Below are 22,597 nucleotides of genomic sequence, written 5' to 3' on the forward strand. Positions count from 1 at the left end.
ATTGGTCTTACGCCGCATGTTGGGCTTCGCTGCGCTCTGCACCAACCTACGCCCGCGCCGATCCATATCCCGCACAACGCGCCAACCCGCAGCAATGCCTCCATCAACTACCAAACCTGCCTTGGCCCCACTCTTGCTAAGTCTTATCCCATTGATGGCCGTGGCCGCCCTGAATTCCCTGCTGTGAATCGTCCCGAACGGGGTGGAACAAGGGGGAGGGCGGCCCGGCAGAGACCTTCTGATGGGAGCCGTGACAGTGCAAGACACAACCAAACCCCTCTCCCCGCAGCGCTGGCTGCAACTGGAGTTAAAGGCCATCGACAGCCAGGTTGGCCGCTGGCAGAGCCGCCGTTTCGAGATAGCGGCGCTCCATCCCGCCGAACCTGAGGCTGCCGGTGCGCTGCCCCTCACCCTGTTTCGCGACGAGCGGGGGGATTATCGCTTTAACCTGAGCTCCGGCTCGCCCCGCCTCTTTGTGACCGGAAGTCGCGTGGACAATGGCTTTGTGGCCGATGGCCTGACCCTGAGCCAGACCGTGGCCGCCGCCTATATGGATGGCGAGCGGCAGGTGCTCTCCTGCCCGCTGCCCGAGGCGCTGCAAGCCTGGGTGGAGGCCTTTATCGGTCGCCACGGCGAGCTGCTGGAGGCCCGCCGCAAGGGCAAGAAGGGGAAGGGGCGGGCGCAGGATCTGCTGGGCCTCGATACGGCTGTAGCGACATCAAGAGACGCCGCAGAACCCGCCAATTGCGGCGCCGTTAAAGCCACCGGCCCCGATGGTCGCGAGCGTGGCTGCAATGCCGGAAACAACGCCGGAAACAGTGCCCATGAGTGAGTTCCTCAAGCGCTGGTCGTCTCGCAAAAGTGAGGCGCGCAAGCATCAGGCATTGCAGCCGAGGGAAGAGGTCATTCCCGAGGCGGCTGTTAACTCTATTGAAGGCAGTGGAGAAGGTGAAATCCCAGATAATTCGCTGGATAGCCCCGTAGTCAGCACTGACAGGGGGAGTGACGAACCCCTTGCCGTTGAGGGGGCCGAGAGTGGTGATCCTCAGCTAAAAACGACCCAGCCGGGCAAGGCCAAACTCCCCGACAAGGAGGCGCTGCGCGCCATATTTCGCACTCACAAGCCGGATGGGCTCGACGACTACACCCAGGATTTCAGCCAGCCCGAATGGCTGCCAGCAGCCCTGAGCGCCGGGCTGCGCAACTGGCTGGTGGAGCAGGTGACAGCCCCTGACAGCGAATCGGCCAATCCGGCCAGCGGATCCGCTGAACCGGTGGCGGTTGCCAGCATCGCTGCTGCCGACGAGCCGAACGGGCTGGCTGATAACCATTCTCAAACCCCCACCGACGATCGGGACATTTTGGCTTCCCGTGATGGACAAAATGTCCCAACCAAGGATGGGGGAATGGAGCCCTCAGGATCCTGACTCCCTGTCAGTTACTTTTTTTCCGGGGGAGTTGGCTCGCCTCTTGCTTTCTCGGCTTACCAACAAGCGCCCATCCCATGAGGTGGCGCGCCCAGGAGTGCATGTGAGCATCGAACTACCAATTTCAACCTCGCCCCTTTATGAGGGTCGCGCGGTGCGCAGTGAGCAGCATGGCGATCGCAACAGCCGTGCCCGTGCCTATGCCCTGCAGCATACGGTCAAGACCGATAACCTGATCCCGGCCACTGTTTCTTACCAGAGTCAGGGGCGCCTGCTGCTGGTCGGCCCGGAAGATCGCATTCGCCGCACCGCCAGCCTGCTGCCCGCCGGGGTGAAGCCGACTCTGCTGGTGACCGAATCCGTCCACAATGCCGAGGCGGCGGATCTCGAAACCATCTTCGACGCCACCGCCTCCCTCGCTGCCCTGACCCTGCGCGAACCGAGCCTGACAGGGTATCTGGGGCAGTTCCAGCTCACCGGTCTTAACGGGCAGGGGGAGCGGGTTGAGCTGGCGGCGCTCTGCTTTCCACAACAAGCGGCTGCTGTCAGTGAACAGCTACGCGAACCGCGCTTTGATCTGGTGGCCGATCTGGGCCGCGCCCCGCTGTTTGCGCTGGAGCGACCGCCGGTCGGTTATCTGCATCTGGCCGATGACCAAGGGCTGGCCGAACGGCTTGCCGAGCTTTGCGCGCTGACCGGTATTTTCGACAAGCCGCGCTATTTTCGCCTCGACCCCGAGGCCTGCGCCTTTACCGCTCGCGGCGTACCCGGTTGCAGCCGCTGTCTCGATGTCTGCCCGACCGATGCCCTCAAGCCCATCAATGGCTGCATCCAGATCGATCCCCATCTCTGTCAGGGCTTTGGCAGCTGTGCGACTGCCTGTCCGACCGGCGCCATCGCCTATCACCAGCCCGATGCCAACACCAGCGGCGACTACCTGTTCCGATTGCTCAAGCATTATCGGGAGGCGGGAGGCGAAGCGCCGCAGTTGCTGATCGCCGGTGAAAACGAGCGCGAATGGGTGGAAGCCGAACTCACCCGTCTGCCCGCCAACTGGTTGCCAGTCTGGGCGGAGGAGAGCGCGAGTTTAGGCATCGAGAGCTGGTTCGCCGCCCTCGCCTATGGCGCCAGCGCGGTGCGCATTGCGCTGGGCGAGGATGCCCCTGCAAGCGTGCGGGCACTGGTTGAGCGGGAACTGGCGAGCGCCGCTGTGCTCTTGGCGGGCGCGGGTCTCTCTGCCGATCGCATCGCCCTGTTTAACCCGGATGCCGAACAAGATAAGCCGATCTCCTGTGAGCCAGCCGCTGCCCTGCTGGATAAGCCGCTCAAAGGGGACAAACGGGAGAACCTGTTTGCCGCCTTCGATGCCCTCTGGCAGGCCAATCAGGGCAGCCGCGAGATGTTGGCTGTGCCCCGTGGCGCCCCTTACGGCAGCGTGGAACTGAAAGAGTCTGACTGCACCCTCTGCATGGGCTGCGTGGCGGTCTGCCCCAGCCGCGCCCTGCATGCGGTGGGTCATGCCCCCGGCCTCAACTTTATCGAGCAGGACTGCATCCAGTGCGGCATGTGCGAAAAGGCGTGCCCCGAGCAGGCCATAGTGCTCACGCCCCGCCTGCAACCCGTGCCTGAGGCGCGCCGCGCCGTGCAGAGCCTGAAAGCCGAAGAGGCCGCTTGCTGCATTCGTTGTGGCAAGCCGTTTGCCCCAGCTTCGATGATCCGCCGCATCCAGCAAAAGCTGGCCGGTCACTCCCATTTTCAGAACGAGGCCGCCCAGCGGCTGCTGATGTGCGAGGAGTGCCGGGTCAAGGATGTGTTTGCGGCGCTGGCGGCGGATCCTGCCGCCCAGCTCAAGATATGAGGGGCCTGTGATGAGTGAACAACCCAACAGCCATACCGCACTGAATGCAGGCGAACTGACCATGACCGAACTGGAACAGAGCAGCGCCGACATGTATGCCCTGCTAGCGAGCCTCTGGCGCGTCGCGCCTCGTGGCGAACAGCTTGGCTGGCTGCAAGGGTTGCAGGCTATGCCTGGCCCCTTTGCCAGAGGGCTGGGGCTGGTGCAGCTGGCGGCCAGCAGCCACAACGAGCACGAGCTTGCCGAGGAGTATCAGGATCTCTTTATCGGGCTGGGGCGCGGTGAAATCGTGCCGTTTGCCTCCTGGTATCTCACCGGCTCCCTGATGGAGCTGCCGCTGGCGGTGCTGCGCGCCGACTTGCAGTCGCTCGGTTTCGAGCGCCAGAGCGGAGTGTGCGAACCGGAAGATCATCTGGCCGCCCTCTGTGAGGTGATGGCGGTATTGATTGCCGAGCAGCACCCGGATCGCAACCGCTTCTATGAACGCCATCTGGCCCCCTGGGTACTCGCCTGCTGCAGCGATCAGCAACAGGCGAAAGGGGGCAGCTTCTACCGGGCGGTCGGTGCGCTGGCCGAAGATTTCTTCACGCTGGAAAACGAATTGCGCCTGCCGTTTGGCGCCTGCGTGGTGAAGGGCTGAATGCCCCTGTCTGTGCACAACAAGAGCTGTGCATAACAAGAGCTGCGCATAACAAAACGAACAGACGAGATATCCCATTGGACGCGATGCTGGCGCGCAGGCGCCGGACATTACAAAAACAGAGGTCACAAGAATGAGCGATGAACAGCTGAAAGACCCGTCCCGCCGCAATCTGATCAAGGGGGTGGGGGTGGTTGCCACCATAGGCGTGCTGGCCGGTGCCACCGGCCGGGTGGTGGGCAAAGAGGTGCTGACCCACGACACCGAACCCGACAAGGGCTATCGGGAGACCCCCCACGTTCACGACTTTTATCGCACCCTGCGCGGCACTGACTGAGCCGGCTCAGTGAAGGAGAATTCATGAAACTGACAAAACGTGCCGAGCAGCCCCAGGCGGGCGAGCAGGGCAGCTTGCAAGGCGGCTTGCAAAATAATGGGGCCGCTCGCGGTCAGGGGCTGACCCGTCGCGCCTTTATGGTCAATTCCGGTCTGGTGGCTGGCGGCGCCGTGGCGGCCGGCTGGCTGGCGCCGGCCATGATGCAGCGGGCCGAGGCCAAAACCGTGGGCGCCGAGGTGCCGGTCGAGGTGAAGCGCACCATCTGTTCCCACTGCTCGGTGGGTTGCGGCGTCTATGCCGAGGTACAGAACGGCGTCTGGACCGGTCAGGAGCCGGCCTTCGATCACCCCTTCAACCTTGGCGGTCACTGCGCCAAGGGGGCGGCCCTGCGCGAGCATGGCCACGGCGAGCGTCGCCTCAAGTACCCGATGAAGCTGGTGGGCGGCAAGTGGCAGCGCATCAGCTGGGATCAGGCCATCGAGGAGGTGGGCAACGAAGTGCTGCGCCTTCGCAAGGAGTCCGGCCCCGACAGTGTCTACTGGCTCGGCTCCGCCAAGCACTCCAACGAGCAGGCCTACCTGTTTCGCAAGATGGCGTCCCTGTGGGGCACCAACAACGTGGATCATCAGGCGCGGATCTGCCACTCCACCACGGTGGCCGGGGTCGCCAACACCTGGGGCTACGGCGCCATGACCAACAGCCTGAACGACATGCACAACAGCAAGTCGATCATGTTTATCGGCTCCAACCCGGCGGAGGCCCACCCGGTCGCCATGCAGCACATCCTGCTGGCCAAAGAGCGCAACGGCTGCAAGATCCTGGTGGTCGACCCGCGCCGCACCCGCACCGCCGCCAAGGCGGACATGTACCTATCCCTGCGTCCGGGCACCGACGTTGCCTTTATCTGGGGCATGCTCTGGCACATCTTCAAGAACGGCTGGGAAGACAAGGAGTTCATCCGCACCCGCGTCTTTGGCATGGACGAGGTGCAAAAAGAGGTGGCGCGCTGGACTCCAGCCGAAGTGGAGCGGGTGACCGGCCTCAATGAAAAAGAGGTGTATGGCGCCGCCAAGCTACTTTCCGACAACCGCCCCGGCTGCGTGGTCTGGTGCATGGGCGGCACCCAGCACACCACTGGCAACAACAACACCCGCGCCTACTGCATCCTCGAACTGGCCCTTGGCAACGTGGGCAAGAGCGGGGCGGGCACCAACATCTTCCGTGGTCACGACAACGTGCAGGGCGCCACCGACTTTGGCGTCACCTCCGACTCTCTGCCCGGTTACTACGGGCTGGAAGAGGGCTCCTGGAAGCACTGGGCCCGGGTGTGGGACGTCGATTACGAGTGGATCAAGGCCCGTTTTGACAACAAGGCCTACAACGGCAAGCTGCCGATGAACAACAACGGCATTCCGGTCTCCCGCTGGGTGGATGGGGTGCTGGAGAACGCCGATCTCATCGAGCAGGGTGCCAACATCCGCGCCATGTTCTACTGGGGCCATGCGGTCAACTCCCAGACCCGCGGCCCGGAGATGAAGAAGGCGATGCAAAAGCTCGACATGATGGTGATTGTCGACCCGTACCCCACGGTCGCCGCCGTCATGAACGATCGTACCGATGGCGTCTACCTGCTGCCAGCCACCACCCAGTTCGAGACCTATGGTTCCGTCACCGCCACCAACCGCTCCATGCAGTGGCGCGACAAGGTGATAGAACCCCTGTTCGAATCCAAGGTGGACCACGAGATCATGTATCTCTTGAGCAAGAAGCTCGGCTTTGCCGACGAGCTGTTCAAGCACATCAAGGTGGAGAACAACGAACCACTCCTGGAAGACATCACCCGCGAATACAACCGCGGCATGTGGAGCGTGGGCTACACCGGCCAGAGCCCGGAGCGGCTCAAGGCGCACCAGCAGAACTGGCACACCTTCCACAAGACCAACCTCAAGGCCGAAGGCGGCCCGGTCAGCGGCGAAGTGTATGGTCTGCCCTGGCCCTGCTGGGGTACCCCGGAGATGAAACACCCCGGCAGCCACATCCTCTACGACACCAGCATTCCGGTCTCGGAAGGGGGCGGCGGTTTCCGTGCCCGTTTTGGCATCGAGTATCAGGGGGTATCACTGCTCGCCGAAGACTCCTGGCCGAAGGGAAGCGAGGTGGAGGATGGCTATCCCGAGATCACCGCCGATCTGATGAAGCAGCTTGGCTGGTGGGATGAGCTGACCGAGGCCGAGAAGAAAGAAGCCGAGGGCAAGAACTGGAAGACTGACCTCTCCGGCGGCATCCAGCGGGTGGCCATCCAGCACGGCTTCGTGCCCTACGGTAACGCCAAGGCGCGCTGCGTGGTGTGGACCTTCCCGGATCAGGTGCCCAAGCACCGCGAGCCGCTCTACACCCCGCGTCGGGATCTGCTGGCCGACTATGCCACCTGGCCTGATTCGAAGAGCCTGTGGCGCTTGCCGACCCAGTACGCCTCCATTCAGGAGAAGGACGTCAGCAAAGAGTTCCCCATCATCCTCACCTCCGGCCGTCTGGTGGAGTACGAGGGGGGCGGCGACGAGACTCGCTCCAACCCCTGGCTCGCCGAGTTGCAGCAGGAGATGTTTGTCGAGATGAACCCGGCGGATGCCAACGACGTTGGCGTGCGTGACGGTCAGGATGTGTGGGTGGAGGGGCCAGAAGGGGGCCGGGTGCTGGTCAAGGCGTTGGTCACCCCACGGGTGAAAGCGGGGCTGGCCTTTATGCCGTTCCACTTCGGCGGCCACTTCGAGGGCAAGGATCTGAGATCCAAATATCCGGAAGGGTCTGACCCTTATGTGCTGGGGGAGTCGGTCAACATAGTCACTACCTATGGTTATGACCCTGTCACCCAGATGCAGGAGACCAAGGTCACCCTGTGCCGCTTTCGTAAAGTAGGAGCCTGAGACCATGGCCAAAATGAAATTCATGTGTGACACCCAGCGCTGCATCGAGTGCAACGGCTGTGTGACGGCGTGCAAGAACGAGAACGACGATGCCCTGGAGTGGGGCATACAGCGCCGCCGGGTGGTGACCCTCAACGACGGTCTGCCAGGGGAGACCTCCATCTCGGTCGCCTGCATGCACTGCACCGACGCCCCCTGCATGGCGGTCTGCCCGGCCGACTGCTTCTATCACACCGACGACGGCATAGTGCTGCACAACAAGGATCTCTGCATCGGTTGTGGTTACTGCCTGTTTGCCTGCCCGTTCGGTGCCCCCCAGTTTCCCAAGAGCAGCGCCTTTGGGGAGCGGGGCAAGATGGACAAGTGCACCTTCTGTGCCGGTGGCCCGGAAGAAGATCACAGCGAGGCGGAGCGCCAGAAGTACGGCGCCAACCGCATCGCCGAGGGCAAGCTGCCCATGTGTGCCGAGCTCTGCTCCACCAAGGCGCTGCTGGCGGGGGATGCGCAGGTGATCTCCGACATTTTCCGCGAGCGGGTCGCCTATCGCGGTGCGCCTCACGCCGCCTGGGGTGGGGATGAGCAGGATCTGTTCCATGACGCCAGCCAGCCGCGCGATGGCAGAGGCAAGGGGCTCAAGCTTGGCAAGCAGGAGGGCGGCCAATGAGACACTGGCTGACGGCGCTGCTGACGGCCTTGCTGCTGTTCAGTGCGCCCGGTTTTGCCGATGCCGAAAAAGAGACGGTCGGCTTTGCCGGCGCCGACTACTGGCGGGCGGTGAAGGATGGAGAGGTGGGCATCACCACCTCCGGGGGCGCCGAACACGGCGTGCTGATCAATGTGACCGGTGAACAGTGGCGTACCCTGCGCAATACCTGGGTCTCGCCGTTCGGTGCTCTGGCCATAGGTGGTTCCGTCCTTGCCTTGCTGTTGTTCTACCTGTGGGCAGGCCAGCTCAAGCTGGCCCACCCTCGCACCGGTCGCAAGGTGCTGCGCTGGACCCCGTTTGAACGTGCCCTGCACTGGTATACGGCGGCGCTTTTTCTGCTGCTTGCCCTGAGTGGCCTGATCCTGCTCTACGGCAAGTTTGTGATCCGCCCATTCGGGGATGGGGTGTGGGGGGCAGCTATTCAGGGCGCCAAGTTGACGCACAACTACCTGGGGCCTCTGTTCGTGCTGGGGCTGCTGGTGATGATCCTCAAATGGTTGCGCCACAATCTGCCGACCCGGGTGGATTGGGAGTGGTTCCGCCAGGGTGGGGGCATATTGCCCAATGGCAAGCATCCGGATGCGGCGTTTTGCAACGGCGGGGAGAAGGTATGGTTCTGGCTGCTGTGCAGTGCGGGCCTGCTGGTCTGCATCACAGGGCTGGTGCTCGACTTCCCCCTGTTTGGCCAGACCCGGGAGGTGATGGCGGTGAGCAACCTGTTGCACGGGATCGGCGCCATCGGGCTGATTGCCGCCTCATTCGGTCACATCTACATAGGGACTGTGGGAACAGAAGGGGCGCTGGAGGGAATGAAGAGCGGCTATGTGGACGAGAGCTGGGCCAGGCAGCACCACAGGCTCTGGTTTGAAGAGGTCAAGGAGCAGCTCGACAAGCCGGATGGTCGTTGAGCCGTGTCACCGAGATCGGGGCTGGTCCCGATCTCGGTATTCACCCCGTTCCAGTCGATCGAAATAGTCCTGATAGCGTCCGCTGGTGATGGCTTGCTGCAATTTCTGGTTGAACTGGGCCTGCAATCTGGCCGAGTCCGGCATCTTGCGCGGAAACATCACGAAGCTGTTGTTTTGCAAAAAGGGTGTCTGGCTGTGGGTGATGGTCGCTGCGGTGGCCGGATCAAATTCTTTGCGCAGTGCGGTCAGACCGATGCGCAGCTCCTGAGGGTAGAGGTCGATACGGCCGCGCAGCAATTTGCCGAAATTGAGCTTGATGTCGGTGACCCGCTGCTGGCTTACCTTGCCCTCTGCCACCATGGCATCAAGCTCGGGCCCGTAGCTGTAGGCAATGTCGCCCCCCAGACGCAAACCGGCAATCTGTGCCAGTCGCTCGGCGTTCAACTGTCGTGACGTGAGCGAGAAGAAGACGAACTGCTCCTGCAATACTGGCTCGCTGAACAGAAAGTCCTTCTCCCGTTCCGGTTTGTGCATCCAGACGGCGGTGGCGTCATAGAGCTGGCTGGCTGCCGCCAGCGAATAGACCCGGCCCCAGGGGGCAAAGTGATATCTGACGCTATAGCCCGCCTCCTGAAACAGATCGCTGATGAGGTGAGCCACGGGACCGTAGTGTTTCGACTGCTCCGAGACGAAAGGGGGCCATTCACCGACTATGATGTTGAGCACCCTGGGCTGCGTGGCCAGGGCGGGGGGACTCGACATGGTCAGCAACAGCAAGACCGGCAGCATTAGACGCAGAGAAATAAGCTTGGCTATCAACAATATAGAAACCACTCTTGGCTGGTGGACAGTGAAGGATGGTCAGAATGGCCGCAATCCTAGCATGACTTTTGTCCATTTGTCGCAACACTGGCTGAGTGTCACTTTGGCTTGGTATTTTGGCCGCAGGGTATGCCCAAGCTCACAAAACCGAAAGATTAAACGTCATATGATTGATTTCATTATGAGTCTTGCTCTCCTGCCGAACGGCAACTTCACGTAAATCAAAGAGAATGACTATGGCTACCGGACAATATCTGCTGTGGAAAGATGCACAGGGACAGGATTTTCGCCCCGTTGCACTGACAGGCACTGACCTGCTCAACGATCGCAATCTCAATAAGGGCACCGCCTTCACCGAACAGGAGCGCGCCGACTTCGAGCTTGACGGCCTGCTGCCTCCTCAGGTGCAAACCTTTGAAGCCCAGCTGGAGCGGGTGTATCAGGGATTTCTGAGCGCCTGCAGCGACATCGAGAAGTACCAGAACCTGCGTGCCTTGCAGGATCGCAACGAAACCCTCTTCTATGCCCTCTTGTCCCGTCACGTGGAGGAGATGACCCCCATCATCTATACCCCGACCGTCGGCAAGGCGTGTCAGGAGTTCAGCCACCGTTACCAGAAGGCGCGCGGCCTCTATATCACCCCGAAAAACGTCGAGGACATGGGCTCTCTGGCGCGTCATCTGGACGCCAAGTCGGTGCGCATTATCGTGGTGACCGACAGCCAGGGGATCCTGGGGATCGGTGATCAGGGGGTGGGCGGCATGGGCATTCCCATCGGCAAACTCTCCCTCTATACCCTGGCGGCCGGTATTCACCCCGCTTGCTGCTTGCCCATCGCGTTGGATGTGGGCACTGACAATCAGGCCCTGCTGGATGACCCCATGTATCTGGGTCAGCCTCACAGACGGATCCGTGGCAAGGAGTACGACGACTTCATCGAAAAGTTCGTGGCCGGGGTCAAGCGCCACTTCCCGAACGCCGTCTTGCAGTGGGAAGACTTCAGCAAGTCCAACGCCTTCAACAATCTTTCCCGCTACCAGCAGGCGCTGCCCTCCTTCAACGATGACATTCAGGGCACGGGGGCAGTTGTGCTGGCCGGCATCATAGGGGCGGTCAAGGTGAAAGGGGAAACCCTGGGTCAGCAGAACTACCTGGTCTACGGCGCGGGCGCCGGTGGGGTAGGGGTGGCAGATCAGATCTGCGCAGGCATGATCCGTGAAGGGCTGGATCCCCAGGCGGCCCGTGATCGCATCTACATCCTGGATACCCAGGGGCTGGTGTGCGACAACCGCGAAGGGCTCGACGAGTACAAACGCCGTTACGCCAAGCCGGGTCTGTTGCTGGCGGGCTGGGATACCGAAGCCCCCGGCAAGGCCAATCTGACGGACGTGTTGCGTCATGTGCCCATCACTGTACTGCTGGGGACCAGCGGTGCCGGTGGCGCCTTCAAGGAGGAGCACATCCAGCTGATGCAAAAACATTGTGCTCACCCCATGGTGTTCCCGCTTTCCAACCCGACTGCCAACTGCGAGGCGCTGCCGGAAGACATCTACCGCTGGAGTCAGGGCAAGGCGATCGTTGCCACCGGCAGTCCGTTCAATGATGTGCACTACGAGGGTAAGCGTTACCGCATCGGACAGGGCAACAACGTCTTCATCTTCCCGGGCGTGGGGTTGGCGGCCATCGTCAGCCAGCTGAGCGAAATCAGCCCGGATATCTTCACCACGGCGGCTTTCGCGCTGGCCGAGTGCGTGAACGAAGAGGATCTGGCCCAGGGCTCCGTCTATCCGCGCATTCGCGAGCTGCGCAATATCTCGGTCCACGTGGCGACCGCCGTGCTCAAAGACATAGTGCGCAAGGATCCGTCCCACCCGCTGATCGGGCAGGATCTGCAGCAGCACATACTGAGCCACATGTGGGAGCCGCTCTACCTGCCTTATCGCCGGGTATAACCGTCCAAGAGATCAGCATGAGAGGGAGATGGCTTGGGTCATCTCCCTTTTTTCGTTTGAGCCCGCCATGTGACAGTTCCGTCAGATTGATGCTCTTGTCATCCCGGGGTCAGCGGCGACAGAAGATCCCTGTTGGTGCTCAATACATGACCCAGCTGAAGATCTTGTCAATAAATTCCACCAGAAAAACGATTGGCGTCTGCCACAAAAGTGCGTAAAATCGCATACTCGATGCTTGTAGCAACGAATCCCGCCTAAAAAGCCAGTTTCATGCCCTCCCCAAGCAGTAAAAGGTAACAAGTGACGCCTTATGGCTCGCTTCATGCCTTGAAAAAGTCTTGTGATAACTGAAAAGTGTCAAATATCCCTGTCAGTTATCAAAAAATTAAGGACATCCATGTTTTCCTTAGTCAAGCAAAGTGTCGCCGGGCTGCAAATCCTGTTTGTCGCCTTCGGTGCCATGGTTCTGGTGCCCCTGCTCACCGGATTGAACCCCTCCATGGCCCTGCTTGGCGCCGGTGTGGGAACCCTGCTGTTCCAGCTCTGCACTCGCCGCCAGGTCCCGATTTTCCTCGGTTCCAGCTTTGCCTTCATCGCCCCCATCATTTACGCCACCCAGACCTGGGGACTGCCGTCCACCATGTTTGGCCTGTTTGCCGCCGGTTTCATGTATTTCATCCTGGCGGCACTCATTCGCGTGCGTGGCATGGGCTTTGTGCACAAGCTGCTGCCCCCTGTGGTGATTGGCCCCGTGATCATGGTGATCGGCCTCTCGGTGGCCCAGGTCGCTTGCAACATGGCGATGGGACGTGCCGGTGCCGAGCAGGTAGTTCCGCCCACCACGGCCTTGACCCTGGCGGGTATCTCGCTGGCGGTGACCCTGATTGCCGCCGTGTTCTGCAAGGGTTGGATCAAGCTCATCCCCATACTGTGCGGTGTGATTGCCGGTTACGTCTCTGCCGTGCTGATGGGCCACGTGAGTTTTGATGGCATGATCAATGCCCCCTGGCTGGCGCTGCCCCATTTTGAAACACCGGAGATCAACTGGGCTGCGGCGCTGTTCATGCTGCCGGTGGCCATAGCTCCCTGTATCGAGCACATAGGTGGCGTACTCGCCATCGGCGGTGTGACCGGGCAGGACTACACCAAGAACCCGGGCCTGCACCGCACCCTGGCCGGTGACGGCATAGGTGTCTGCTTCGCCGGTTTCATCGGTGGCCCACCCGTGACCACCTACGCCGAAGTGACCGGCGCCGTGATGATCACCCGCAACTTCAACCCGGTTACCATGACCTGGGCCGCCGTGTTTGCCATCATTCTGGCCTTCTTCGGCAAGTTCAACGCCCTGCTCACCTCCATCCCCATGCCGGTGATGGGCGGTATCATGCTGCTGCTGTTCGGGTCCATCGCCGCCATCGGTCTCAAGACCCTGGTGGAGTCCAAGGTAGACCTGGGGCTGTCGCGCAATATCGCCATCGTGGCCGTGACCCTGACTGTGGGCGTCGGCGCGCTGGAGATGAAGATCGGTGACTTCGCCCTGGCTGGCGTCGGTCTGGCCTCGGTTGCCGCCATCCTGCTCAACCTGATCCTGCCTGCCAATTCCGAAGAGGGCGTGATGGACGCCGCCAAGGATTAAGCAAGGGAGCTATCGCTCACTGTGAAAAACAGGAAGCCACCTCAGGGTGGCTTCCTGTTTTTGGTCTGGCAATGAATGAGGTATGGTCATTGTGGTGTTATTTGGCACCACTTCAGCACTAAACACTCTATTTGGCGTATGTGTTGACGTATCTGCTTTCGTGACCTTAGCTAAAGGACAGGTTTGGCTCTGAGGTTATGCTGCGCAATATGAAAAAATGGATGTGGGTGTTTTCAATCATTTTTTTGTCCCTTGCCTCTCTGGTTGTACGACTTGTCATGGTATTGCTCTGGCCAATTTTCCCATCAAGCCCTGGCCATCATGGCGCAGCCACTTCTCATCCTGATCACCAGATCCTGACCCTTTGGTCAGCCAAGTCAGCCACTATCTCGTTACTACAGCTGATCCACCCCCCCCCATCTGCTTGCTGCCACATGTGTCGTGAAGGCGGTGAACCGTGAAAGCCGGCGCGACCCAGCCAGGGTCATGACAGCCCAGTCATCGATAATGGCGGGTATTTAGGGATGAGTTATGAGCAAAGTGAGGTTGCAATGACATATCAACTGTTGTGGAAAAGTGCCCTGTTCTCCGTCTCTTCGGTACTGGCCATGAGCGCAGTACAGGCCGCACCGCTGAATGTGATGACCGAGGATTATCCGCCCTTCAACATGCAGGGGGAGGGGGGCAAGATCGTCGGGCTCTCTACCGAGGTAGTGGAAGAGTTGCTCAAGCGGGCCGGCGTCGAATACAAGCTGAGCATGATGCCATGGAAGCGTGCCTATGAAGACACGCTCAGTACTCCCAATAACGCCCTCTACTCCACGACGCGGACTCCCGAACGGGAGGCATTGTTCAAATGGGTTGGTCCTCTGGTCAACAATAACTGGGTCTTTTTTGCCAATCCCGACTCCAATATCACGATAGCGTCGCTGGAGGATGCCAAGCAGTATTCAGTCGGTGGTTATAACGGTGATGCTGCGGCAGAGTTCCTCAAGGCGCAGGGGTTCGACAAACTGCAACTGGCCGCCAATGACACGGCCAACGTGAAAAAGCTGGAGGCTGGCCGCATCGATTTGTGGGCGACCGGCGAATATCTGGCCCCATATCTGGCCAATCAGGAGAAGACCACCAATCCCAAGCCGGTATTTGTGTTCAAGGAAACGCAAATGAGTTTGGCCTTCAACAAAGAGACACCGGATGATCTCATCAACAAGCTCAACGAGATCCTTGCCGCCATGAAGGCTGATGGCACCATCGAAAAGATCAATGCCAAGTATCACTGAGTCGAAATGGGCAGGCATCAACGATGCCAGAGGGTTGGGTCGAATCGTCCGACATGGTGATAGACCACACTGACCTCCTGGCATGAGCTTGCTACGTGAATTGCCAATGTGTTCATTTTCCACCGCCGAGCAGAATGGAGTCGCTCTGGCAGTTGAAACTGCGAGATATAGCATTGGTATTTATGGATGAGTAACGGACAAAAAGGAATTGATGATGAATTATCACGGGTTATTGAGACTAATTCTGTTACCGATGTCGCTGGTCCTGGCTGCCGGCCTGGTCTTGGCCGCCCCTTTGAAGGTGATGACTGAGGATTACCCCCCCTTCAATATGGAGGGAGAGGGGGGGGAAGTCGTAGGACTATCTACCGAGATTGTGGAGGAGCTCTTCAAGCGGGCCGGGGTTGACTATACGTTGGTCCTGATGCCATGGAAGCGTGCCTATGAAGATACGTTGAGTACACCGAATACGGCGCTTTATTCGACTACCCGCACGCCCGAGCGGGAGACCTTGTTCAAATGGGTGGGCCCTTTGGTGAGCGATAAATGGATTTTTTTCTCAAATCCCAGCGCCAATCTAGCGATCAAGTCACTAGATGATGCCAAGCAATACACGATAGGTGGATATACCGGTGATGCAACCGTTGAATACCTCAAGGCGCAAGGTTTTACCAAGTTTCAGCTAGCCTCCAACGATAGAACCAACCTGAAAAAATTGATGGCGGGTCGTATCGATCTCTGGGTTGCCGGGGAGTATCAGGCGCCTTATCTGGCGACGCAGGAGAAGGTGGAAACACCCAAACCCCTCTTTTCCTTTATGGAAGCTCATATGAGCTTGGCTTTTAACAAGGATACTCCCGATGATCTCATTACCAAGCTTAACGAGACTCTGGCCGCAATGACTGCGGATGGGACCATAGAGAAAATCAACGCCAAGTATCATTGAGTCGAAATGGGCAGGATCACAATGTCGGGAGGGAACCATGGATTGGAATAGTCTGAAGTTCAGGATTGCCGTGCTGACCTCCCTGTCGGTGAGTCTGCTGCTGGTGCTGTTTGGCGGCTACAACTACAGCGCCGCCAGAGCGGATAGCTATAACAGACAGGCCGCGCTGGTCGAGCAGGCCATCAGCCGGCTGCAGTTGTCTTTGCCCGGCCCGCTATGGAATTACGAGTCAGCGTTTATCGAGGCATCGCTGAAATCGGAGCTGGCCGCCGATGCGCTCAGCGCCCTGCTGGTAGTGAACAAAGATAAACTGGTGGCGGGGTTTGCCCGTGCGCCTGCTGGCGACATTCAGGGGGTCGCCCAGCTGCCAGCGGATACCGCCGCCTATAGCGGTCATGATCTGGTGTATGACGACAATGGCCAGCAGAACACTGTGGCCAAACTGCTGGTGCTGACCAGCGATGACACCATTCAAATACAGCTTCGCCAACTGCTCATCACCACTGTCTGGCAGATAGTGGTGCTCGATATCTGCATCATATTGTTGCTGATGGTGCTTATTCATCGCAACGTGCTGCGGCCCTTGCATCAAATGAACTCAGCCGTTTCTGATCTAGCCCGGGGGGATGGCGACCTGACGCAGCGTCTCAAGATCCGCCGCCAGGACGAGATGGGGGCTCTGGCTGGCAACATCAATCAGTTCATCGCCAAGCTGCAAGGCACTGTGGCCGAGATCAACACCCTCTCTGCCGGTGTACTGCAAACGGCAGAGCTGTGCGACTCCCTGGCGACCGATACCCGCCGCGGCAGTGATGAACAGCAATCAGAGCTGGATCAGGTGGCGACCGCCATTACCGAAATGAGTCATGCAGTACAGGAGGTCGCAGGCAATGCGGTGAAAACCTCAAGTGCGACCGATGAAGCCAGCCTCTATGTCGATCAGGGCTACAACCTGGCGGGCCATGCCAATGAGGCCATTCATCAACTGGTGGGAGAGGTGGAGCGGGTCGCCAACCTGATCCGCTCGCTCTCGACGGAGAGCAGCAGCATCGGCAACATCATAGAAGTGATCAACGGCATTGCCGAGCAGACCAATCTGCTGGCGCTCAATGCCGCCATTGAAGCGGCCAGAGCCGGAGAGCAGGGCCGTGGTTTCGCCGTGGTGGCCGATGAGGTTCGTACCCTGTCCGGGCGTACCCGGCAATCAACCGAAGAGATCAGTGCCAGCATAAAGCGGCTGCAACAGGCGACACAAAATGTGGTGTCCGGCATGCAGCATAGTCAGGACAAAGCATCGCAGGCAGGTGTCGAAGCGGCAGATGTGCAGGTATCTGTCGAGAAAATCAAGACCCAGGTCAGTCTCATTCGCGAGATGAACATGTACATCGCTCAGGCGTCGGAAGAGCAGCACTCGGTGGCGCAAGAGGTCAGCAACAGTGTCAATCGCATTGCCGGGCTCAATAATGACAGTGCCGCCCGGGTGGCTCAGGTAGCGGAGGCAAGCAGCGACTTGCGCCAGTTGTCGGCCCAGCTCGACAGCTTGCTCAAGCAGTTCAGGGTATGAGTTTTGGTGGAACCAATGCTCATGATGAGGCGTCACAGATGCCGATAACACAGCCAATCGGGCGGCGAAATCAGCAGAATAATGAGTTTGTCGATCATCAGGGGCCATTCACGAATGGCCCCTTTGTATATCCGCTCTGCAGAAGGGGGGCGCGGCGTCAGGCGCGGCGGCTACAATCAGAACGCTTGCTCATGACCCGGGAGAGAAAGATGAAGAGAAGATGGATGCTGCTTTTACTTGGGCTGCTATGGGGTGGCGCTGTTCAGGCCGGGGCTGTGCCCTATCAGGTCGATGGTGAGCCCTTCGAGGGTTACTACCTGGCAGCCACTGACAATCAGGCACCGCTGGTGGTGCTGGTACATGACTGGGACGGGTTGACGGAGTATGAAATCAAGCGAGCCAGGATGCTGGTAGCGCTGGGCTACAACGTCTTTGCCGCCGATCTGTTCGGTGCAGGAGTCAGGCCGACCGCCATGGAGGACAAGAAACGGCTTACCGGTGCTCTGTACCAAGACAGGCCCAGGATGCGCAAGCTGTTGCAAGGGGCCTTGACCGAGGCTGCGAAGCAGGGGGGGCGGCTGGATAATGCCGTGGCCGTCGGTTACTGCTTCGGCGGTGCCGCTGTGCTTGAGCTGGCCCGCAGCGGTGCCAGTCTCAAGGGGATCGTCAGTGTGCATGGCGGGCTGGAGACACCGGCCGGGCAGGATTACCAGCAGACCCGGGCGAATTTGCTCATTCAGCACGGCAGCGCCGATCAGGCAGTGTCACTCGGTCATTTTGCGGCGCTCATTGCCGAGCTGGAGAGTGCGGGCATCAAGCATGAGGCGACCAGCTACAGCGGTGCCCCCCATGCGTTCAGTGTGTTTGGCTCGGACAATTACCGCACCGATGCCGATGCAAAAGCCTGGCAGCGCTTCACCGAATTCCTGGGGGAAGTAACCAGGGGTTAGATCGACCAGAGTGAGATAAATAGTGAGGTAGAGAGCGAGACAGCAATTTCAAGCCATGGCACTGCCATGGCTTTTTACTGTTCGCATCTCACTGTGTTGGCAAGGCCAGTATCCTCACCCACATGGCCCCTTCCCCGACAGGATGGCGCGCGAGCTGCGTGAGCTGGCCGAGTTCGGGATCGATACTGTGGATGGCTACCTGGTGAGAGGCCTGCCCGGCCGCCACCAGATAGCGACCGCTGTGATCGATGGCAAAACCGCGGGGCATGGTCTCGGTCGGGAAGTGGGCGAGGGTGGTCAGGCTGCCATCTTGCTCAGCTATGCCAAACAGGGTCAGCAGGCTGCTGGCCCGCTCGCAGCTGTAGAGAAAACGGCCGTTCGGCGTGACATGCAGATCCGCCCCCCAGCGCTCTCCCTGATATCCCTCGGGCAGCATATCCAGGCTCTGTTGCTGCCTGATCTGGCCACCCGCGTCACGCCGATAGCGGTTGATGGTGCAATCGAGCTCGTTCAGGCAGTAGATGTCGCCATTGACGGGATGCAGCGCCAAGTGTCTTGGCCCGGCCCCTGTGGCGGTATGCAAGTCCCCCAGGGAGTGGGGCAGCAGTTGACCATCTGCACTCAGAATAAAGCGGCGGATGGCATCTTCGGTGAGACAGGCGACCAAGGCCTCCTGTTCTCCTTGTTCGTTCGTCAGCAAGGTAACAGAGTGAGCCGTCATCAATGGGGCCAGCTGCTGGTGCGGCGCCTGCACAATGCCGCTGGCATCAATGTGGGAGACGGTGACGTGGTTGAAGGCATAAGAGGCGGCAAACAGGAAGCGCCCGCTGGCATCGATAGCGGTATGGGAGGCGCTGCCCGCCAGAGGGGCCGAGCCCTGTTCTGCGAGTTTGCCATCTGCGTCGATCCGGTAGCTTATCACCGCAAAATCGGGGCGCACGGCAGCATGGAGCCATTTTCCGTCCGGGCTGATCACCAGGGGCTGTACCTGTCCCGGTGTGCTTACCACTTGCAAGAGTTGCATCTCCCCCGAGTCGGCCAGGGAAAACACATGGATCTGCTGGCTGCCGGGGCTGGCGACATAAACGACTTGCTGCATTGTGCTTCTCACTCCTGATTATGGGCAACGGCAGGCCAATCTTATCCCCATCCCCCGGGATCTTGCCTGTTCTTTTGTTCGGGTCGGGCACAGGGGGTTGCCATGACGGCAAAGCCAGTTGGCTGGGCTGATGGAGAACTGGCAATGAAAAGGCCCCATGACGGGGCCTTTGGCGTTTGATACCTGATGCATCAGCCGGGCTGCGGGCCCGGCAGGGCGGAGGGCTGGGTGGAGTCGGACTCCACTTTCTGCTCTTCGCCCTTCATGTTCTTGATGTAGACATCCATCTGGTTGAACGCGATCTCGATGCCGTTCGCCTTGAACAGGGCGTCGATCTTGCGGTTCAGTTCATCTACGGCCGGGTTGCGATCGCCGAGCTCACTCACGAAGAAACGCAGCTCATGATCCAGGGTGCTGGCCCCGAAGGTGAGGAAGTAGACGATGGGTACCGGGTCTTTCAGTACGCGGCTGTTCTCATCGGCTGCCTGTTTGAGCAGGGTGCGGGTCAGCTCCAGATCCGAGCCGTAAGCCACTCCCACCCGCACGATCACCCGGGTGACGGTATCGCTCAGGGACCAGTTGATCAGCCGCTCCGTCATCAGCGCCTTGTTCGGGATGATCACCTCCTTGCGATCGAAGTCGGTGATGGTGGTGGCCCGAATGCGGATCCGCGAGACGGTGCCCGAGTAGGTACCAATGGTGACAGTGTCACCGATCCGTACCGGACGCTCGAACAGTATGATGATGCCGGAGACGAAGTTGCCGACCACCTCCTGCAGACCAAAGCCGATCCCGACCGTCAGACCGGCGGCGAGCCACTGCAGCTTGTCCCACTGCATGCCCATCAGGGAGAGGGCGGTCAGGGTACCCACACCGATCAGCACATAGTTGAGCATGGTGGTGATGGCGTAGGCCGTCCCCTGGGCGAGGCGCAGCTTGGAAAGCACCAGCACCTCCAGCAGACCTGGCAGGTTGCGGGCCAGTGACCAGGCTGCGCCCAGCATGAAGATGGCAGTCAGCACATCGCTCAGGCTGACGGGATAGAGCACGGCACTGGTGCCAGAGCCCACGCTCTTGTGCCACAGCACCATGCTGTCGAGGTAGGAGAAGACCGCCACCAGATCGGACCAGAGCCAGTAGAAGGCGACGCCGAATACCAGCAGCAGTACAGTGCGGGTCAGACGCAGGGATTGCTGGCTGACATCCTCCAGATCCATGGGCTGCTCCTCGATGGACTCGCCACCTTCCGCGTCTTCCTGGGATTTGTGTTCACGCTTGGCCACGGCACGGCGGTAGGCCAGACGGCGGGCCGCCAGCTCCAGACCACGCAGTGAGGTGCGGTAGACCAGGCTCCAGATGATTAGCAGGTAGAAGGATTCCACCAGACGGCCGGTCAGTTTCAGCGCCGTGTAGTAGTAGCCCAGTCCCACCAGCACCATCAGTGCCACCGGCGCCAGCGCCAGGGCGACCGCAGTGATCGACTGTTGCATGCTGCCCTCCCCCTTGATGAGGGCGCGAGAGATGGGGAACACCAGATAGGTGGTGAGGCCCAGCAGCAGCAGGGTCAGCGCCTGACCGACAACGTCGTTGCCCAGCGACGAGGGCTCTACCACAGCCTTGGTAGAGAGCATGATGAGGGGCAGCAGCGGCAACCAGAGATAGCGCATGCTGGTGCGCTTGGCCTGCAACTCGGCCTTCGGAATACGGAAATGGGATTCGGCAATGCCGCCCGGGCGCATCACCGCCAGATAGACGCTGAACACCAGATAACCGAGGGCCAGGTTGAGGGTGATCTGGAGCATCAACTTGTCACTGAGCAGGCCACAGTAAGCGAGCCAGAGACCGGCCGCCAGAATGAAGAGGCTGCCCGGCAGGCGTTGCAGCACCGTATAGAGCAGGGCGCGCGGTGTGTGCCACTGGCTGTCCTGGCGAAAACGTCCCAGATCCTTGTTGATCCGCTTCAGCCGATTGAGCAGGGAGGGGCGCTTCCAGATCAGCAGGCCGCCGATCAGCAGCAGCGGGAAGGCGAGCAGGGAAACCGGCAGCAGCATCTCGCCCCAGCCGTCCCAGTCCGGTTTCAGCACCCAGTCTGAGGCTTGCTTGTAAGCCTGGGCTGGCCAGTTGATGAACCATTTCACATCGATGGGTTTGTTGCTGCTGACCCAGAAGATGTGTTGCTGCAGAGTAAATTCGATGGAGGCGTAGATCCGCGCCAGCTGCTGCTGGGTCAGCTGCAGGCTGATGGCGTTGGTCAGCTGACTGTCGAGCTGACGGTTGAGCTGATCGAGCAGGCTGATGCGGGTGTCGAGCAGGGTGGAGAGGTTGGCTCTGTCCTCTGCACTGACCGGCTCGCTGCTGCTGGCGATCAGGTTGTCCAGATACTGGGTTTTCTGGAACAGCTGGTCACGTTGCTGGCTCAGTTCGAACTGTGCCAGATGCAGGTCGGCGATCTGCTCTTCCAGATTCTTGACCAGAGTGGAAGGGGCCGACTCCAGCTGCTGGTAGAGCTGATAGAGGATGCGCGACAGCAGCAGGTTGCCCTTGAGCATCTGTACCTGTTCGTTCAGGTTGCGCTCTGTCTGGGTGCCGCGTTCCAGCCAGCTCTTGGCTTGCAGGTTCTTCTGCACCAGATTGTTGAGATTGGTGGTGGCGCTGACCAGTTGCTGGCTGAGCTGATGGTTGAGCTCCTGCTCTTTTTGTACCAGCGGGTTGTCGGCAATGGCGACCAGTTCACCGGTCTGTTCTGCGGTTTTTTCGGTATCCCCCAGACGTTTGGCACTGCTCTGCTCTTGCAGCAGTTGCAGTTTTTGCTCTTCGTTGGCGAGGCGGGCATTCTGGTAGTCCCGTTGCTTGACCGCCAGATCCTGCATGCTGGTGCGGTTATCCAGCTGTTTTTGCAGATTGGCCAGTTGCAACTCCAGCAAGGCCAGCTCTGCGCCCAGCTTCATCTTCTCGGCACTGCTGACGCCGTCACCGACGTTGAGGCGGGTACGGATCTCCTGGCTGCGCTGATAGGCACGGCTCATGTTGGTCTGAGCCCGCTCCGGCAGGGTTTGCAGACTGGTGAGCTGGCTGCCGATGGTGCCGAGGGTTTCCTGGGCATCCTGCATGTTGGCAATGACTTCGGGCTGGCGACTCTCCAGCTCGGCCAGACTCATGCGAGCGTACTCACTCTTGATCTGCTCGGCGCTCTTGTTCTGGGTCAGGGCATCGAGTTTGGCGCTGATGTCCCTGAGCTCACCCGGCAGAGAGCGGAGACGTTGGGTTTGACTCTTGGCCTTGGCGTGCTCCTTCTCGATGCTGTCGAGCAGGCTGAGGGTGTCTGTCAGAAACTTCTGGTCGGCCTGCTGGCTGACGGTGAGGGTATCTGATTTTCCGAGGGCATCGAGCGCCCGCTGTACGCTGGCCCGTTGGGGCACATCCTGCGCCATGGCTTGTGGGGCGCAGAGGCTGATGAGTAAGCAGAGCAGCGGCAACAGGGCTGCCGAGGCTCTTTTGAAACGTGTTGAGGGCATAAAACTTCCGGGTTATTACGCGATATTTGG

General features: G+C 60.1%; 18 protein-coding genes. 15 read left to right on the top strand and 3 right to left on the bottom strand.

What is annotated here, in order from left to right:
* Positions 1 to 241 precede the first annotated feature (241 nt).
* The 8 genes from GWQ29_RS05935 to GWQ29_RS05970 all read left to right on the top strand — a co-directional run bounded on the left by GWQ29_RS05935 (position 242) and on the right by GWQ29_RS05970 (position 8,800).
* Complete coding sequence (locus tag GWQ29_RS05935) at positions 242 to 832, top strand: DUF3305 domain-containing protein (protein ID WP_275918972.1); 591 nt, start codon at positions 242 to 244, stop codon at positions 830 to 832.
* Positions 825 to 1,427 carry a DUF3306 domain-containing protein gene (locus tag GWQ29_RS05940; RefSeq protein ID WP_275918973.1) on the top strand — a complete coding sequence of 201 codons (603 nt, stop codon included), beginning with the start codon at positions 825 to 827 and terminating at the stop codon, positions 1,425 to 1,427. Before GWQ29_RS05935 ends, GWQ29_RS05940 begins: the two co-directional genes overlap by 8 nt.
* A complete protein-coding gene (locus GWQ29_RS05945) occupies positions 1,384 to 3,285 on the top strand; it encodes a 4Fe-4S binding protein (protein WP_275918974.1) in 1,902 nt (633 codons plus the stop codon). The genes GWQ29_RS05940 and GWQ29_RS05945 overlap by 44 nt, the downstream gene beginning before the upstream one ends.
* 10 nt (positions 3,286 to 3,295) lie before the next feature.
* On the top strand, positions 3,296 to 3,925 hold the full coding sequence (locus tag GWQ29_RS05950; protein WP_275918975.1) for a molecular chaperone TorD family protein: 630 nt from the start codon (positions 3,296 to 3,298) through the stop codon (positions 3,923 to 3,925).
* Between the two features lie 133 nt (positions 3,926 to 4,058).
* A complete protein-coding gene (locus GWQ29_RS05955) occupies positions 4,059 to 4,262 on the top strand; it encodes a transcriptional initiation protein Tat (protein ID WP_005303194.1) in 204 nt (67 codons plus the stop codon).
* A 23-nt stretch (positions 4,263 to 4,285) separates the two neighbouring features.
* Positions 4,286 to 7,186, top strand: a complete 2,901-nt coding sequence (locus tag GWQ29_RS05960; RefSeq protein ID WP_275918976.1) for a formate dehydrogenase subunit alpha — start codon at positions 4,286 to 4,288, stop codon at positions 7,184 to 7,186.
* 4 nt (positions 7,187 to 7,190) lie between these two features.
* The gene (fdh3B, locus tag GWQ29_RS05965; RefSeq protein ID WP_275918977.1) at positions 7,191 to 7,850 is read left to right on the top strand and encodes a formate dehydrogenase FDH3 subunit beta; all 660 of its coding nucleotides are present in this window, start codon (positions 7,191 to 7,193) and stop codon (positions 7,848 to 7,850) included.
* Positions 7,847 to 8,800 (top strand): formate dehydrogenase subunit gamma, encoded by a 954-nt coding sequence (locus GWQ29_RS05970; protein WP_099992089.1) that lies wholly within the window; start codon positions 7,847 to 7,849, stop codon positions 8,798 to 8,800. The genes fdh3B and GWQ29_RS05970 overlap by 4 nt, the downstream gene beginning before the upstream one ends.
* Before the next feature lie 6 nt (positions 8,801 to 8,806).
* Here the strand turns inward: GWQ29_RS05970 and GWQ29_RS05975 are convergent, their stop codons facing one another.
* Positions 8,807 to 9,562 carry a transporter substrate-binding domain-containing protein gene (locus GWQ29_RS05975; RefSeq protein ID WP_275918978.1) on the bottom strand — a complete coding sequence of 252 codons (756 nt, stop codon included), beginning with the start codon at positions 9,560 to 9,562 and terminating at the stop codon, positions 8,807 to 8,809.
* Here GWQ29_RS05975 and GWQ29_RS05980 point away from each other — a divergent pair.
* From GWQ29_RS05980 to GWQ29_RS06010, 7 genes are all read left to right on the top strand, one after another.
* Positions 9,561 to 9,842: a hypothetical protein gene (locus GWQ29_RS05980; RefSeq protein ID WP_180975071.1), complete on the top strand. Its 282-nt coding sequence runs from the start codon at positions 9,561 to 9,563 to the stop codon at positions 9,840 to 9,842. The genes GWQ29_RS05975 and GWQ29_RS05980 overlap by 2 nt on opposite strands.
* Before the next feature lie 16 nt (positions 9,843 to 9,858).
* The gene (locus tag GWQ29_RS05985) at positions 9,859 to 11,574 is read left to right on the top strand and encodes an NAD-dependent malic enzyme (RefSeq protein ID WP_059112058.1); all 1,716 of its coding nucleotides are present in this window, start codon (positions 9,859 to 9,861) and stop codon (positions 11,572 to 11,574) included.
* Between the two features lie 397 nt (positions 11,575 to 11,971).
* Positions 11,972 to 13,210, top strand: coding sequence for a uracil-xanthine permease family protein (locus GWQ29_RS05990; protein WP_021139103.1), 1,239 nt, complete (start codon positions 11,972 to 11,974; stop codon positions 13,208 to 13,210).
* 551 nt (positions 13,211 to 13,761) lie between these two features.
* A complete protein-coding gene (locus GWQ29_RS05995; RefSeq protein WP_275918979.1) occupies positions 13,762 to 14,493 on the top strand; it encodes a transporter substrate-binding domain-containing protein in 732 nt (243 codons plus the stop codon).
* 214 nt (positions 14,494 to 14,707) lie between these two features.
* The gene (locus GWQ29_RS06000; protein WP_338149998.1) at positions 14,708 to 15,439 is read left to right on the top strand and encodes a transporter substrate-binding domain-containing protein; all 732 of its coding nucleotides are present in this window, start codon (positions 14,708 to 14,710) and stop codon (positions 15,437 to 15,439) included.
* Positions 15,440 to 15,476: 37 nt separating this feature from the next.
* Entirely contained in the window at positions 15,477 to 17,003 is a 1,527-nt protein-coding gene (locus GWQ29_RS06005; RefSeq protein ID WP_275918980.1) for a methyl-accepting chemotaxis protein, read from the top strand.
* Positions 17,004 to 17,212: 209 nt separating this feature from the next.
* On the top strand, positions 17,213 to 17,953 hold the full coding sequence (locus tag GWQ29_RS06010; protein ID WP_275918981.1) for a dienelactone hydrolase family protein: 741 nt from the start codon (positions 17,213 to 17,215) through the stop codon (positions 17,951 to 17,953).
* Between the two features lie 88 nt (positions 17,954 to 18,041).
* Here GWQ29_RS06010 and GWQ29_RS06015 read toward each other — a convergent pair whose 3' ends face one another.
* Both GWQ29_RS06015 and mscK read right to left on the bottom strand, forming a co-directional pair.
* Entirely contained in the window at positions 18,042 to 19,052 is a 1,011-nt protein-coding gene (locus tag GWQ29_RS06015) for a beta-propeller fold lactonase family protein (protein ID WP_169046566.1), read from the bottom strand.
* A 191-nt stretch (positions 19,053 to 19,243) separates the two neighbouring features.
* Positions 19,244 to 22,567, bottom strand: coding sequence for a mechanosensitive channel MscK (gene mscK / locus GWQ29_RS06020; RefSeq protein WP_275918982.1), 3,324 nt, complete (start codon positions 22,565 to 22,567; stop codon positions 19,244 to 19,246).
* Positions 22,568 to 22,597 lie beyond the last annotated feature (30 nt).

Source organism: Aeromonas sp. 2HA2 (assembly GCF_029237345.1).
Lineage (GTDB): Bacteria > Pseudomonadota > Gammaproteobacteria > Enterobacterales > Aeromonadaceae > Aeromonas > Aeromonas salmonicida.